We start from the raw sequence: 13,436 nt of genomic DNA on the forward strand, positions 1-13,436 counted from the left end.
TGGGGCCGCCAGGCGGGATCAGGCCTTGCGCAGCCAATAGCGGAACACGCCGCCTTCGACCTCTTCATGGAGCAACTGGTGCCCTGCCAATTGCGCGAAGGCACGGAAATCGCGCTGGGAACCGGCGTCGGTGGCGATCACCTTGAGCACCGCGCCGCTGGGCAGGCGGTTGAGCTCGAGCTTGGCCTTGAGCAACGGCAGCGGGCAGTTCAGGCCGCTGGCGTCCAGCTCCGCGTCGAACGCGTCGGGTCGACTGGCGATGTCGGTCATGGAAATCCTCCGGGGAAGATGCCTGGCGGTCCCGGGGAAGGTCGCGGGGCGTGATACTTGAGCGGGCGGTTAGGATACCGAAGGCGGCACGCCGCTGGCCAGTTGGGCAGCCCGGAAGCTACATTTAGGCCTTTGCCGCCAACGAGCCCAGTGCATGACTTTTCTGCGCCCCACTCTGCTGACGCTTGCCTGCCTATTCGCGTCCCCCGCCATGGCTGACGACCTGCCATCCCTGGGGGACTCCAGCTCCTCGATCGTCTCCCCCGAACAGGAACACCAACTGGGCCGCGCCTGGCTCGGCCTGCTACGCGGCCAGGTTCCGCAACTCAACGACCCACAGCTCAAGGACTACGTGGAAGCCAGCGTCTATCGCCTGGCGGAAACGAGCCAGTTACAGGATCGGCGCCTGGAATTCGTGCTGCTCAACAGCCCACAACTGAACGCCTTCGCCGCACCAGGCGGCATCATCGGCGTCAACGGCGGCCTCTTCCTTTACGCGCCGACCGAAGCCGAGTACGCCTCGGTGATGGCCCACGAACTGGCGCACCTGTCGCAACGCCACTTCGCCCGGGGCGTGGAGGCGCAGCAGCGCATGCAGATTCCGGTGATGGCGGCGATGCTGGCCGGTATCGTCGCGGCGGCGGCCGGAGCCGGGGATGCGGGTATCGCCGCGATCATGGGCACCCAGGCGGCGGCCATCCAGGAGCAGCGGCGCTTCTCGCGCCAGAACGAACAGGAAGCCGACCGCATCGGCCTGCTCAACCTGGAGAAGGCCGGCTACGACCCCCGCGCCATGCCGCGGATGTTCGAGCGACTGATGCGGCAGTATCGCTACGACGCCAAGCCGCCGGAATTCCTCCTCACTCACCCGGTGACCGAAAACCGTATCGCCGATACCCGCAACCGCGCCGAGCAACTGCCGGCCGGCGGCGTGGAGAACAGCCTGCGCTATCAGTTGATGCGCGCCCGCGTGCAACTGATGTTCGAGGAAACCCCGGGTATCGCCGCCAAGCGTTTCCGCGCCATGCTCGACGAAGACCCGAAGCTGGATGCCGCCCGCTATGGCCTGGCCATCGCCCAGATCAAGGGCGGACAACTGAACCAGGCCCGGGAGAACCTGACGCCGCTGCTGGCCAAGGCGCCCAACGACATCACCTACAACCTGGCCCAGGTGGACCTCGACATCACCGCCAACCGCGTGGCCGACGCCCAGAAGCGTGTCGATCGCCTATTGGGGGTCTACCCCAACAGCTACCCGCTGAAGCAGATGCGCAGCGAGCTGCTGATCAAGCTGAACAAGCCGAAGGACGCGGAAAGGGTACTGGACGGACTGCTCAAGGAGCGGCCCAACGACCCGGACATCTGGTACGAAATGGCGGAAGTGCGCGGCCTGGCCGGCAATACCATCGGCTTGCACCAGGCCCGCGCCGAGTTCTTCGCCCTGGTGGGCGATTTCGACCAGGCCATCGAGCAGCTGGACTTCGCCAAGCGTCGTTCCAGTGGCAACTTCCCGCTGGCCGCGCGGATCGACGCCCGCCAGCAGCAGCTGATGGAGCAGCAGCGAATGGTGAAGCAGATGATGCGCTGAGCACCGTCGGCGGAGACGAAAAAGCCCGGGAAACCGGGCTTTTTCATGGGCGCTGGCGGAAGGCGGATCAGGCGTTTCCGGCCTGCTTGAGGCGGGCGGCCTGGGTGAAGTCCAGCATGCGCTTGAGGGGCTTGACCGCCTTGGGGATCAGGGCCGGGTCGACGAAGATTTCATTGGTCCCCTGCTGCAGGCATTGCAGGGTGCGCTCCAGTGTATTCATCGCCATCCAGGGGCAATGGGCACAGCTGCGGCACGCGGCGCCGTTGCCGGCGGTGGGGGCCTCGATGAACTGCTTGTCCGGGCAGAGCTGCTTCATCTTGTAGAAGATGCCGCGATCGGTGGCGACGATGAAGGTGGTGTTGGGCAGGGTCTGGGCGGCCTTGATCAACTGGCTGGTGGAGCCTACCGCGTCGGCCAGTTCGATGACCGCCTCGGGGGATTCCGGGTGTACCAGCACGGCGGCGTCCGGGTAGAGCGCCTTCATGTCCTGCAGCTGCTTGGCCTTGAACTCTTCGTGGACGATGCAGGCACCGTCCCAGAGCAGCATGTCAGCGCCGGTTTCGCGCTGGATATAGCGGCCCAGGTGCTGGTCCGGGGCCCAGATGATCTTCTCGCCGTTGTCCATCAGGCTCTCGACGATCTCGAGGGCGCAGCTGGAGGTCACGACCCAGTCGGCACGGGCCTTCACGGCGGCGGAGGTATTGGCGTAGACCACCACGGTGCGCTCGGGATGCTGGTCGCAGAAGGCCGAGAACTCGTCCACCGGGCAACCCAGGTCCAGGGAGCAGGTGGCTTCCAGGGTGGGCATCAGCACGCGCTTCTCGGGATTGAGGATCTTGGCGGTCTCGCCCATGAACTTCACGCCGGCGACCACGACCGTCCGTGCCGGATGCTGGTTGCCGAAGCGCGCCATTTCCAGGGAGTCGGAGACGCAGCCACCGGTTTCCTCGGCCAAGGCCTGGATGACCGGGTCGCAATAGTAGTGGGCAACCAGTACCGCATCCCGCGCCTTCAGTTCGGCGGCGATGGCGGCACGGTAGTGCGCCTCTTCCTCGGCCGTCAGCGGCTTGGGCTGCTTGGCGGCAAGGTGGGCCTGGACCAGGAAGCGTTCGGAAAGCTGAGTCATAGAGGCTGAACCTGCATGCACGGTGACGCGTAGATAATTATAGCCCTGCCCCCTCCGACCTCTGGGCCGCGGAGCCTGGGGTCGCGGATGATAACGCAGATTTGACGGTGCGGGGACCACGGCAGCAGGCGCCGTCTGTCCTGCACCGGATCAAAAACCGGTCTCCGGAAACGACAAAGCCCGCCATGAAGGCGGGCTTTTGAATGTTGGTGGGTCGTGTAGGATTCGAACCTACGACCAATTGGTTAAAAGCCAACTGCTCTACCGACTGAGCTAACGACCCAACGCGAGGCGCATAATACTGATTTTATTCAGGAATTCAACACCCTCTTCGAAAAAAATTACTGGTAGCGTGTCGGATCATTCAGACCGGCTGCCAGGAAGCCGGCAGCGCGCAACCGGCAACTGTCGCACTTGCCACAGGCGTGACCTTCATCATCGGCCTGATAGCAGGACACGGTCAGACCGTAATCGACGCCAAGCCGGCTACCCGCCTGGACGATCTCGGCCTTGCTCATGTTCTGCAGCGGTGCCCGGATCCGGAAGCCGTCTCCCTCCACACCTGCCTTGGTCGCGAGGTTGGCCATGCGCTCGAAGGCCTCGACGAACTCAGGGCGACAATCCGGGTAGCCGGAGTAATCCACCGCATTCACACCGATGAAGATGTCGCGCGCCCCCAGCACCTCCGCCCAGCCCAGGGCCAACGAGAGGAAGACGGTGTTGCGCGCCGGCACGTAGGTGACCGGGATGCCCTCGGTAGGACTTTCCGGTACAGCGATACGGGTATCGGTCAGGGCGGAGCCGCCAATGCCGTTGAGGTTGAGACCGATGACCTTGTGCTCCACCACGCCCAATTGGCGGGCAACCCGATTGGCTGCCTGGAGTTCTGCGCGGTGACGCTGGCCGTAGTCGAAACTCATGCTGTAGCAGGCATAGCCCTCGGCCTTGGCCAGGGCGATGACGGTGGCCGAGTCCAGGCCACCGGACAACAGGATGACCGCTTTCTTCTCGCTCATGGGATGTCCCTCGAATCGGCCCGCCCGACGCGGACGCCGGCAGGCAAGGTAGACAATCGAACCGGTCAGTGGCCGGGCTCGTCGTTCCAGAGAATCTTGTGCAGCTGCAATTGCAGGCGTACCGGCAGGTTGTCCGCCACTATCCAGTCAGCCAGGTCACGCGCATTCACCTGCTTGTGGCTGGGAGAGAACAACACTTCGCCGGCGCGCTTTTCGAGCCGGTACTCGATCAGCTTGGATACCGCCCAGTCGTAGTCTTCCCGGGAGCAGATGACGAACTTCACCTGGTCGTTGGGCGTGAGGTGGACGATGTTCTCGTAGCGGTTGCGCCCCACCTCGGCGGAGCCGGGTGTCTTGAGGTCCAGCACCTTGCTCACGCGCGGGTCGACGGAGGACACGTCAAGTGCGCCGCTGGTTTCGAGCGACACCTCGTAGCCGGCGTCACAGAGACGCTGAAGCAGCGGGATGCAATTGGGCTGGGCCAGCGGCTCGCCGCCGGTAACGCAGACATACCGGGGCTTATAGGAGGCGACGCGCTCGAGGATGTCGTCGAGGGTGATCATGTCACCACCACTGAAGGCGTAGGCGGTGTCGCAGTACTGGCAGCGCAGGGGACAGCCGGTCAGGCGCACGAAGACCGTCGGCAGGCCGGCGGTACGTGTTTCCCCCTGCAACGAGTAGAAGATCTCGGTAATTCGCAGGGTTTGATGCATATCAGCCACGGGCGTGACGGCTAAACAGGCCATCCGCCTCCGTTGCGGGAAGTTAGGGTGAAGGCCGGGGATTCTAACGAAAAAACCCGCGACAGGCGCGGGTTTTCGAAAGATGGCGGTCGAATCAGGGCAGGCGCTGGAGGTCGCGCTGGGCCAGTTGGGCGGCCGAACTGCCCGGGTACTGGGCGATGACCTGCTGAAGCAGGGTCTTGGCCTTGGCGCCATTGCCGAGACGCTGCTCGACATCCGCGAGCTTGTACAGGGAATCCGGCACCTTGGCGTGCTGCGGATAGGCCTGGCTGACGCGGGCGAAAGCCTGGCTGGCACCTTGCAGGTCGCCCTTGGCCAGGTTCACCTCGCCAAGCCAGTACTGGGCGTTACCGGCGTACTGGCTGTTGGGATACTTGCGCAGGAAGGCGCTGAACGCTTGGCTGGCCTTGTCGAAGTCCTTGGCCTTGATCAGGTCGAAGGCGGCGTCGTAGTAGAGCTTTTCCTTCGCGGGATCGCCCGGCTCGCCGCTGCCTGCGGCAGGCTGCTGAGCGGGGGCGGTCGGTGCACCGTTGGCGGCGGGACCGCCAGCGGCTGGAGTATTCGGGGAAACGGGAGCTCCCGCGCCGGGGGCGCTGGAGAGGCGACGATCGAGGTCCTGATAACGCTCCAGGCTTTCCTGTTTCAGGCGCTGGATTTCGTACTGCTGCTCCTCGAGGGCGCCGCGCAGGCGTGCGATCTCTTCCTGCATCTGCTGGAGCTGCATGAACAGCTCACCCTGCGCCGTGACGGGGGCCGAGGAGGCCCCTGTCCCGGCGTAGGCGCCAGTCGTGCCGTAACCGGCAGGTGGGTAACTGCCGTATCCGGAGTTGTTATCCACCACGGGAACCTCGGCCAGCGCCGCCAACGGCAGGCTGGCGAGGGCCAAGAGGGTCAAAGCACGACGGCACTTACGCATGGCAATTACTTGCGCAGTTCAACGCGGCGGTTCTGGGCCCAGGACTGCTCGTCGTTACCGGTAGCAACCGGACGCTCTTCGCCGTAGGAAACCAGTTCCGCCTGAGCCGGGGAAACGCCCTGCAGAACCAGGTAGCGTTGAACGGCCTTGGCACGACGCTCGCCCAGAGCCATGTTGTACTCGCGGGTACCACGCTCGTCGGTGTGGCCTTCCAGGACAACGCGGTTGCCGTTGGCTTTCAGGTCCTTGGCATGTACGTCCAGAGCGCGCATGGCTTCCGGCTTCAGGTCGGAGCTGTCGTACTCGAAGTAGAAGGTGGTGATAGCGCGCAGAGCGGCTTCTTCGCTCATGCTGCCGTCTACACCGCTGCCACCGGCGTTGTAGCCAGCGTTCGGATCGACAGCGCCTTCGCCGGTGCCTTCGCCGCCTTTGGACGAGCAACCAACAGCTACGGCCATGGCCAGAGCCAGAGCGGCAAATTTGCCAAGTTTCAGCATTTCCATCATGTAACTCCTAATGAACCCCAGGTGTGTTTAGCAAAGGTGTTTTTTTGTGACCGCTTCAGTTCAGGTACGGCGACCAGGAAGGTTCGCGAATGTCACCCTGAACGGTAGGAATCGGGACCCGCACGCGCCCGTTTGTAGACACGAGCATCAGTACGCCGCCCCCTTGCTGGCGAGTTGCGTAGATTAGCATGGCGCCATTGGGTGCAACAGTGGGCGAATCGTCCAGCGTGGTGCCGGAAAGGATGCGCGGAGCACTGCCGGCGCGGGTCAGATCCTGGGCGGCCACCTTGAAGTTGGTGAAGCCGTCCTGACGGTGGATCATCACCAGCATCTTCTCGTCAGCCGAGAGCTTCGGGTTGGCGTTGTAGTTGCCCACGAAGGTCACGCGCTGGGCTTCGCCGCCGTTGATGTTGGTCTTGTAGATCTGCGGTTTGCCGGCACGATCCGAGGTGAAGTAGATGGTCTGGCCGTCGGCTCCCCAGAACGGCTCGGTGTCGATGGCCATGCTGTTGGTGACGCGACGGAGCTGGCGGCTGCCCAGATCCATCACGTAGATCTCCGGGTTGCCGTCCTTGGACAGCACGAAGGCCAGGCGATTGCCTTCCGGCGACCAGGCCGGAGCGCCGTTCAGGCCTTCGAAATTGGTGATCTGCTCGCGGCGCCCTGTGTCGATGTGCTGGATGAAGATGCGCGGACGCTTCTGCTCGAAGGACACATAGGCGATACGACGACCGTCAGGCGCGTAACGCGGCGACAGGATGGGTTCGCGGGACTGAAGGAGCGTCACCGCACGCTGACCGTCATAGTCGGAGCGCTGCAGGGTGTAGCGGGTGTTGTTCACCGAGAAACGCTCGGCGGTGACGTAGAGCATGCGGGTGGAGAAGGCACCCTTGATGCCGGTGAGCTTCTCGAAGGACTGGTCGGCGATGTAATGCGCCATGTCCCGCAGCTGGTCGGTGGACCCGCTGACGTTGCCGGTCATCACCTGTTGCTCGGTGGTGACGTTGAACAGGGCGAACTGCACCTGCAGGCGGCCACCGGCGGGAACGATGCTGCCGACCAGGACGTACTGGGCGCCCAGGGCCTTCCAGTCGCGATAGATCACTTCGCTGGCCTGGGTCGGCAGGCTGATCATGTTCTGCCGCGGAATCGGCTCGAAGTAGCCGGAGTTACGCAGGTCGTTGCCGACCACGTCGGAAATGTCGGTGGGCAGCACGGTGCCGCCCTGCCAACCAAAGGGAACCACGGCGATCGGGGTCGCCCGGTCGGTACCGCTGGTGATCACCAGCGGGTCGGCGGCCTGGACCGAGCCGACCAGCATGGCCACCCCGATCAGGGCGATACGAATGAGGGTTTTCACAGACCTAAGTCCTCCGGTTTGAAGATGACGCGACGCTGCCTGTACATCCGGTCAAAGGTAGCGCGATCCAGTTGTTGCATTTCGGGGATGCGTCCGACACTGCGGACCGCCGCCACGGCTGAGTTGTCGAAAACGCCGTCACCGCTGGAGCGGGAGACGCTGGCGTTGGTGATGGTGCCGTCCGGCAGCATCTGGATCAGCAACTCGACGCTGGCACCGGGCCGGATGGTCACGGGTTTCTGCCAGTTCTCGCTGATCAGCTTGATGATCAGGTCATCGAGACTGCCCGCGACCTGGTCGCCCACTTCATCGGCGAGCGCCTGCTGATGCCCCACATCCTCGGACAGCAGCTCGGCCAGGGCCGCAGCCTTCTTGTCCTCGGCGGCCTTGCGCTTGGCCTCTTCCGCTGCTTTCTTCTTCGCGGCGTCGGCGGCGGCTTTTTTCTTCGCCTCCTCGGCAGCCTTCTTCTTCGCCGCTTCGGCAGCCGCCTTTTTCTTGGCGTCTTCCGCGGCCTTCTTCTTGGCCAGTTCAGCGGCTTTCTTCTTCGCCTCGTCGGCCGCCTTCTTCTTGGCTTCCTCTTCGGCTTTCTTCTTGGCGATGTCGGCCTGCTTCTTCTCTTCGACTTTCTTGGCCTCTTCAGCCTTCTTGGCTTCGGCGGCCTTCTTCGCCTCGGCCTGCTTGGCTTCCTCGACCTTCTTCTGCTCCTGGGCCTTTCGAGCGTCGTCGGCTTTCTTTTGTTCCGCCGCCTTGGCCGCCGCTACCTTCTGTTCCTCGGCCTTCTTCTGCTCCAGCTGCTCGGTTTCATACTGGGGCGCGCTGGTCTGCTTCTTCTCGCCGGCGATCTTCTGGTTGGTCTGGGTAGTGGCCTGGCTCTGGGACTTCAGCTGGTAGAGGGTGGCCTGGACGATCGGTCGGGCAGGCGGCAGCTCCGGCGTGAAGGCGAAGCTGACGAACAACATGCCGAACATGAGGGCGTGCAGCGCCACGGCCCATACCGTGGGCCAGAAGTAGCTTTCAGAAGGGGAGCGTTCGCTCTGCTGCTGCATCAGGGCGCCTCGGTGATCAGCCCGACATTACCTACGCCGGCCTGCTGCAGACCGCCCATGACGGCCATGACGGAACCGTAGTCGACAGCCTTGTCGCCACGGACGAAGACCTGGACCTTCTTACCCTGGCTGCTGTTCTGACTCATGATCGCCGTAACCGCCTGCACCAGTTCCGGCAGCGTGCTGGACGTCTCGCTGCTCCTGCCCTGGTCGGGCTCCACTTCCTCGCCCATGTTCCAGTAGTAACTCTTGTCGGCCTTGATGGAGATGGTCAGCACTCGGGAGTCGTTGTCCTGGGGCAGCGCCTCGCTGGACACCTTCGGCAGGTCGACCTTGACGCCCTGGTTGAGCATCGGCGCGGTCACCATGAAGATGACCAGCAGCACCAGCATCACGTCGATGTAGGGCACCACGTTCATCTCGGCGACGGGTTTGCGTTTTTGGCGAATTCTGGCCATGGCGTGAAACCTGTTCTCTATTGAACCTGCGGCTTATTCGTCGCTGGTGTGCACCTTGCGGTGCAGGATGGCCTGGAACTCGTCGGCAAAGGTGTAGTAGCGACCGACCAGGGTTTCACCGCGGGCGGCGAAGCGGTTGTAGGCGATAACGGCCGGGATCGCAGCGAACAGGCCGATGGCGGTTGCGATCAGGGCTTCGGCGATGCCGGGGGCCACGGTGGCCAGGGTCGCCTGCTGGACCTGGGCCAGGCCACGGAAGGAGTTCATGATGCCCCAGACGGTACCGAACAGGCCGATGTAGGGACTGGTGGAGCCCACGGTGGCCAGGAACGGGAGGCTCTGCTCGAGCTTCTCTTCCTCGCGGGAAATGGCGACGCGCATCGCGCGGGCGACCCCTTCCATCACCGCATCCGGGTCGACGCCGGCCTGCTGGCGAAGGCGGGAGAACTCCTTGAAGCCGGCACGGAAGATCTGCTCGACGCCGCAGTCTGGGTCGGGGTTGCTGCCCGCCTGGCGGTAGAGCTTGGACAGGTCGATGCCGGACCAGAAACGCTCCTCGAAGCTCTCGAGGGACTTCTTCGCCGCGCGCAACATGTTGCTGCGCTGGAAAATCATGATCCAGGAGGTGACCGATGCGGCCACCAGGGTCAGCATGACCAGCTGCACCACGATACTGGCGTTGCTGATCAGGCTCCACATGGAGGTATGGTCGACGACGTTGGCTTCCACGCTTAATCTCCTGCTGGGAATAGACCCGAGTCGGCGGCGAAGGCTTCTTTAAGCGCTTCGGGAATCGCCCGGGGTTTCAAACTGTCTGCACGTACACAGGCCACCAGGAACTGCCCTTCGCATAGCAAGGCGTCATCGGCGGCTCTTCTCACCTGTTGACGAAAACGCAGGCTGGCTCGGTTCAACTCCATCACCTCGGCACTGACGTTCAGTTCGTCGTCCAGCTTCGCGGGCGCGTGATAGCGCGCTTCGGCCGAATGCACGACGAACAGCAGGTTCTCCCCGGCCAGCTGGGACTGGGCAAAGCCCAGGTTCCGCAGGCGCTCGGTTCGAGCCCGCTCCATGAACTTGAGGTAATTGACGTAGTAGACGATGCCGCCGGCATCGGTGTCCTCGTAATAGACACGACAACGATGCTGAAAAGGCTGGGCCCCATTTTGCGCGCGCATACTCTAGTGCTTACTCCTAAGGTTGCCAATCCGGCCAGGCAACAGATTTTTTCAAGGCGACATCCCAGCCGTCCGCTTCGACCGCGAAACCCGCTATTCGTCACCCGGTTCGAACAGATCGGCCGTCGGATTCTCCACCATGCGACGAGGCAGGTTGAGCCCGAAATGGAGGTAGGCATGCCGTGTCACCACCCGCCCCCTCGGCGTGCGCATGATGTAGCCCTGCTGGATCAGGTAGGGCTCGAGCACATCCTCGATGGTGTGACGCTCTTCACTGATGGCTGCGGCCAGGTTATCGACGCCGACCGGGCCGCCATCGAACTTGTCGATCATGGTGAGCAGTAGACGCCGGTCCTGGTGGTCGAAGCCACGCTCATCGACATCCAGCAGGTTCAGGGCCTTGTCGGCGATGAGCCGGGTGATCTGTCCCTGGCCGCGCACCTCGGCGAAATCCCGCACCCGACGCAACAGCCGATTGGCGATCCGCGGCGTTCCACGGGCCCGGCGGGCGATCTCGAATGCGCCTTCGGGCTCGATGGGCAGGCCGAGGATTCCGGCGGAGCGGGCGACGATGGTGGTCAGGTCCTGGGTGCTGTAGAACTCCAGGCGCTGGACGATGCCGAAACGGTCCCTGAGGGGGTTGGTCAGCATGCCCGCGCGGGTGGTGGCACCCACCAGGGTGAAAGGCGGCAGGTCCAGCTTGATGGAGCGGGCAGCCGGACCTTCACCGATCATGATGTCCAGCTGGAAATCCTCCATCGCCGGATAGAGCACCTCTTCCACGATGGGCGAAAGCCGGTGAATCTCGTCGACGAAGAGGACATCGCCCGCTTCCAGGTTGGTAAGGAGCGCAGCCAGATCGCCTGGGCGCTCCAGCACAGGACCCGAGGTGCTCTTGATGGACACCCCCATCTCGCTGGCGATGATGTTGGCCAGGGTGGTCTTGCCGAGTCCGGGCGGGCCGAAGATCAGGGTGTGGTCCAGTGCCTCGCCCCGCCCCTTGGCAGCCTGGATGAACAGTTCCATCTGCTCGCGGACCACGGGCTGGCCGATGTAGTCGGAGAGTTTCAGCGGGCGGATGGCCCGGTCCAGCTGTTCCTCGCGGTCGCGGCTGCTGGCGGCGATGAGGCGGTCGGCTTCGATCATCGGGGATTACACCATTCCTTTCAGGGCGCGACGGATCATCTCTTCGCTGGACAACCCCTCTTCCCTGACTGCGGACACCGCGCGACTGGCCTCCTGGGGCTTGAAACCAAGGGCGACCAGGGCGGCCAGGGCGTCGTTCTCCGCACTGGGCGCCGCCGCGCCGGCGCGGGGTTCCACCACCAGCGTGGCGATGGTCGGCATGCTCTCCCAAGCCTTGAAGCGGTCTTTCAGCTCAACGAGCAGGCGCTCGGCGGTCTTCTTGCCCACGCCCGGGATCTTCACCAGGGTCGAGGTGTCCTGGGCCTGCACGCAACGCACCAGCTCATCCACTTCCAGCCCGGACATCAGCGCCAGGGCCAGCTTCGGCCCAACCCCGTTCAGCCGGATCAGCTCGCGAAACAGCTCGCGCTCGCGCTTCTCGAAGAAGCCATAGAGGAGATGGGCATCCTCGCGCACCACCAGGTGGGTATGCAGGGTGACCGGCTCGCCCACGGACGGCAGGCGATACAGGGTAGTCATCGGAACCTCCAGCTCGTAGCCGACGCCGTTGACGTCCAGGATCAGGTGCGGCGGCTGTTTCTCCGCCAAGTTGCCACGCAAACGTCCAATCACGAAGAGCGTCCTTAAATCAGGTTACAAACGAAGCCGCCCGCCCCGCCGCTTGGCGGTCGCCAGGCCGTGGGGGATCAGGCTCTGGCGATGGTGGGCATGGCAAAGGGCGATGGCCAGGGCATCTGAGGCGTCGATCTGGGGTTTCTGCACCAGCTTGAGCAGGTGCATGACCATCATCTGCACCTGCTGCTTGTCGGCCCCACCGGTGCCGGCGATGGCCTGCTTGACCTGGCTGGCGGTGTATTCGGCAATCTCCAGTCCGGCCTCGGCGGCGGCCACGATGGCGGCACCACGGGCCTGGCCCAGCTTCAGCGCGGAATCGGCGTTGCGGGCCATGAACACCCGCTCGATGCCCATGGTGACCGGCTCGTAGGTCCGGATCACCTCACCCACGCCGCGAAAGACGATCTGCAGGCGCTCATGCAACTCGCCCGCACCCGTGCGGATGCATCCCGAAGCCACATACTCGCAGCCGCGCCCGGTATCGCGCACCACGCCGTAGCCGGTGATTCGCGAACCAGGGTCGATACCAAGAATCAGGGTCATGCCGCCGCAAGCTCCACGTGCCGGCCGCGCCGACACACTGTCTATTTATCCAGCCGCGAGTATACGGAGGGGCCTCCAAACAAAAAAGCCGGAAGCGCGCGAGGCGACTTCCGGCTTCGGCATCGGGCCGGCTATCAGCCCAGTTGCTCCATGATCTCGTCGGGGATCTCGGCGTTGTGGTAGACGTTCTGCACGTCGTCGAGGTCTTCGAGCATGTCGATCAGCTTCAGCACCTTCTGGGCGGTTTCCAGGTCGGTGATCGGGGCACTGATGGACGGGATCATCGCCACTTCGGCCTCGTCACCCTTGAAGCCGGCCGCAGTCAGGGCCTCGTTCACCGAGAGGAAGTCGGCGAAGGTGGTGTAGACCTCGACGGAACCGTCTTCGTCGGCGACCACGTCATCGGCGCCCGCTTCAAGCGCCGCTTCCATCAGGGCCTCTTCGTTCACGCCCGGGGCGTAGCTGATCTGGCCCTTGCGGTCGAACATGTAGGCCACGGAACCATCGGTGCCCAGGTTGCCGCCACACTTGCTGAAGGCATGGCGCACTTCGGCCGCGGTGCGGTTGCGGTTGTCGGTCATGGCTTCGACGATGATGGCCACGCCGCTCGGCGCATAGCCCTCGTAGCTCAGCTCCACCATGTTGTCGGCATCGTTGGAGCCAGCGCCGCGCGCGATGGCGCGATCGATGGTGTCGCGGGTCATGTTCGCGGTCAGCGCCTTGTCCACCGCCAGGCGCAGGCGCGGGTTGTCCGCCGGGTTGCCGCCGCCGTGCTTGGCCGCGACGGTCAGCTCACGGATGAGCTTGGTGAAGATCTTGCCGCGCTTGGCGTCCTGGCGCTCCTTGCGGTGCTTGATGTTGGCCCATTTGGAATGACCAGCCATAACTGACTCCGTACTCTGCTTTGACGGACGGCGCCCTGGGC

General features: G+C 63.9%; 16 protein-coding genes and 1 tRNA gene. 1 reads left to right on the top strand and 16 read right to left on the bottom strand.

Translation table 11 applies throughout. From position 1 onward, the window contains the following. Nucleotides 1-18: 18 nt before the first annotated feature. A complete protein-coding gene (locus KF707C_RS21925; protein ID WP_003449396.1) occupies nucleotides 19-270 on the bottom strand; it encodes a sulfurtransferase TusA family protein in 252 nt (83 codons plus the stop codon). Nucleotides 271-424: 154 nt separating this feature from the next. Between KF707C_RS21925 and KF707C_RS21930 the strand changes: the two genes are divergently transcribed. Beyond that, nucleotides 425-1,858, top strand: a complete 1,434-nt coding sequence (locus KF707C_RS21930) for a M48 family metalloprotease (RefSeq protein ID WP_003449397.1) — start codon at nucleotides 425-427, stop codon at nucleotides 1,856-1,858. A gap of 67 nt (nucleotides 1,859-1,925) precedes the next feature. Here KF707C_RS21930 and nadA read toward each other — a convergent pair whose 3' ends face one another. The 15 genes from nadA to KF707C_RS22005 all read right to left on the bottom strand — a co-directional run bounded on the left by nadA (nucleotide 1,926) and on the right by KF707C_RS22005 (nucleotide 13,395). Then, on the bottom strand, nucleotides 1,926-2,984 hold the full coding sequence (nadA, locus tag KF707C_RS21935) for a quinolinate synthase NadA (protein ID WP_003449398.1): 1,059 nt from the start codon (nucleotides 2,982-2,984) through the stop codon (nucleotides 1,926-1,928). Nucleotides 2,985-3,191: 207 nt separating this feature from the next. Then, a tRNA-Lys gene (locus tag KF707C_RS21940) sits at nucleotides 3,192-3,267 on the bottom strand. Nucleotides 3,268-3,325: 58 nt separating this feature from the next. Beyond that, nucleotides 3,326-4,000 carry a 7-cyano-7-deazaguanine synthase QueC gene (queC, locus tag KF707C_RS21945; protein WP_003449399.1) on the bottom strand — a complete coding sequence of 225 codons (675 nt, stop codon included), beginning with the start codon at nucleotides 3,998-4,000 and terminating at the stop codon, nucleotides 3,326-3,328. A gap of 65 nt (nucleotides 4,001-4,065) precedes the next feature. Further along, on the bottom strand, nucleotides 4,066-4,713 hold the full coding sequence (queE, locus tag KF707C_RS21950; RefSeq protein ID WP_003449400.1) for a 7-carboxy-7-deazaguanine synthase QueE: 648 nt from the start codon (nucleotides 4,711-4,713) through the stop codon (nucleotides 4,066-4,068). A 124-nt stretch (nucleotides 4,714-4,837) separates the two neighbouring features. After that, the gene (ybgF, locus tag KF707C_RS21955) at nucleotides 4,838-5,659 is read right to left on the bottom strand and encodes a tol-pal system protein YbgF (RefSeq protein ID WP_036991745.1); all 822 of its coding nucleotides are present in this window, start codon (nucleotides 5,657-5,659) and stop codon (nucleotides 4,838-4,840) included. A 5-nt stretch (nucleotides 5,660-5,664) separates the two neighbouring features. Then, entirely contained in the window at nucleotides 5,665-6,162 is a 498-nt protein-coding gene (pal, locus tag KF707C_RS21960) for a peptidoglycan-associated lipoprotein Pal (RefSeq protein WP_036991747.1), read from the bottom strand. Between the two features lie 58 nt (nucleotides 6,163-6,220). After that, the gene (tolB, locus tag KF707C_RS21965) at nucleotides 6,221-7,525 is read right to left on the bottom strand and encodes a Tol-Pal system beta propeller repeat protein TolB (protein WP_003449403.1); all 1,305 of its coding nucleotides are present in this window, start codon (nucleotides 7,523-7,525) and stop codon (nucleotides 6,221-6,223) included. Further along, on the bottom strand, nucleotides 7,522-8,571 hold the full coding sequence (tolA, locus tag KF707C_RS21970; RefSeq protein WP_003449404.1) for a cell envelope integrity protein TolA: 1,050 nt from the start codon (nucleotides 8,569-8,571) through the stop codon (nucleotides 7,522-7,524). Before tolA ends, tolB begins: the two co-directional genes overlap by 4 nt. Beyond that, nucleotides 8,571-9,029 carry a protein TolR gene (gene tolR, locus KF707C_RS21975; RefSeq protein WP_003449405.1) on the bottom strand — a complete coding sequence of 153 codons (459 nt, stop codon included), beginning with the start codon at nucleotides 9,027-9,029 and terminating at the stop codon, nucleotides 8,571-8,573. The genes tolA and tolR overlap by 1 nt, the downstream gene beginning before the upstream one ends. 33 nt (nucleotides 9,030-9,062) lie before the next feature. Further along, nucleotides 9,063-9,758 carry a protein TolQ gene (gene tolQ / locus KF707C_RS21980; protein WP_003449406.1) on the bottom strand — a complete coding sequence of 232 codons (696 nt, stop codon included), beginning with the start codon at nucleotides 9,756-9,758 and terminating at the stop codon, nucleotides 9,063-9,065. Nucleotides 9,759-9,760: 2 nt separating this feature from the next. Beyond that, entirely contained in the window at nucleotides 9,761-10,207 is a 447-nt protein-coding gene (gene ybgC, locus KF707C_RS21985; RefSeq protein ID WP_003449407.1) for a tol-pal system-associated acyl-CoA thioesterase, read from the bottom strand. Between the two features lie 93 nt (nucleotides 10,208-10,300). Continuing rightward, nucleotides 10,301-11,353 (bottom strand): Holliday junction branch migration DNA helicase RuvB, encoded by a 1,053-nt coding sequence (gene ruvB, locus KF707C_RS21990; RefSeq protein ID WP_003449408.1) that lies wholly within the window; start codon nucleotides 11,351-11,353, stop codon nucleotides 10,301-10,303. Between the two features lie 6 nt (nucleotides 11,354-11,359). After that, complete coding sequence (ruvA, locus tag KF707C_RS21995; protein ID WP_003449409.1) at nucleotides 11,360-11,965, bottom strand: Holliday junction branch migration protein RuvA; 606 nt, start codon at nucleotides 11,963-11,965, stop codon at nucleotides 11,360-11,362. A 21-nt stretch (nucleotides 11,966-11,986) separates the two neighbouring features. Further along, on the bottom strand, nucleotides 11,987-12,511 hold the full coding sequence (gene ruvC, locus KF707C_RS22000) for a crossover junction endodeoxyribonuclease RuvC (RefSeq protein WP_003449410.1): 525 nt from the start codon (nucleotides 12,509-12,511) through the stop codon (nucleotides 11,987-11,989). A 134-nt stretch (nucleotides 12,512-12,645) separates the two neighbouring features. After that, complete coding sequence (locus KF707C_RS22005; RefSeq protein WP_003449412.1) at nucleotides 12,646-13,395, bottom strand: YebC/PmpR family DNA-binding transcriptional regulator; 750 nt, start codon at nucleotides 13,393-13,395, stop codon at nucleotides 12,646-12,648. Nucleotides 13,396-13,436: the final 41 nt, after the last annotated feature.

The organism is Pseudomonas furukawaii (genome assembly GCF_002355475.1).
Taxonomy (GTDB): Bacteria; Pseudomonadota; Gammaproteobacteria; order Pseudomonadales; family Pseudomonadaceae; genus Metapseudomonas; species Metapseudomonas furukawaii.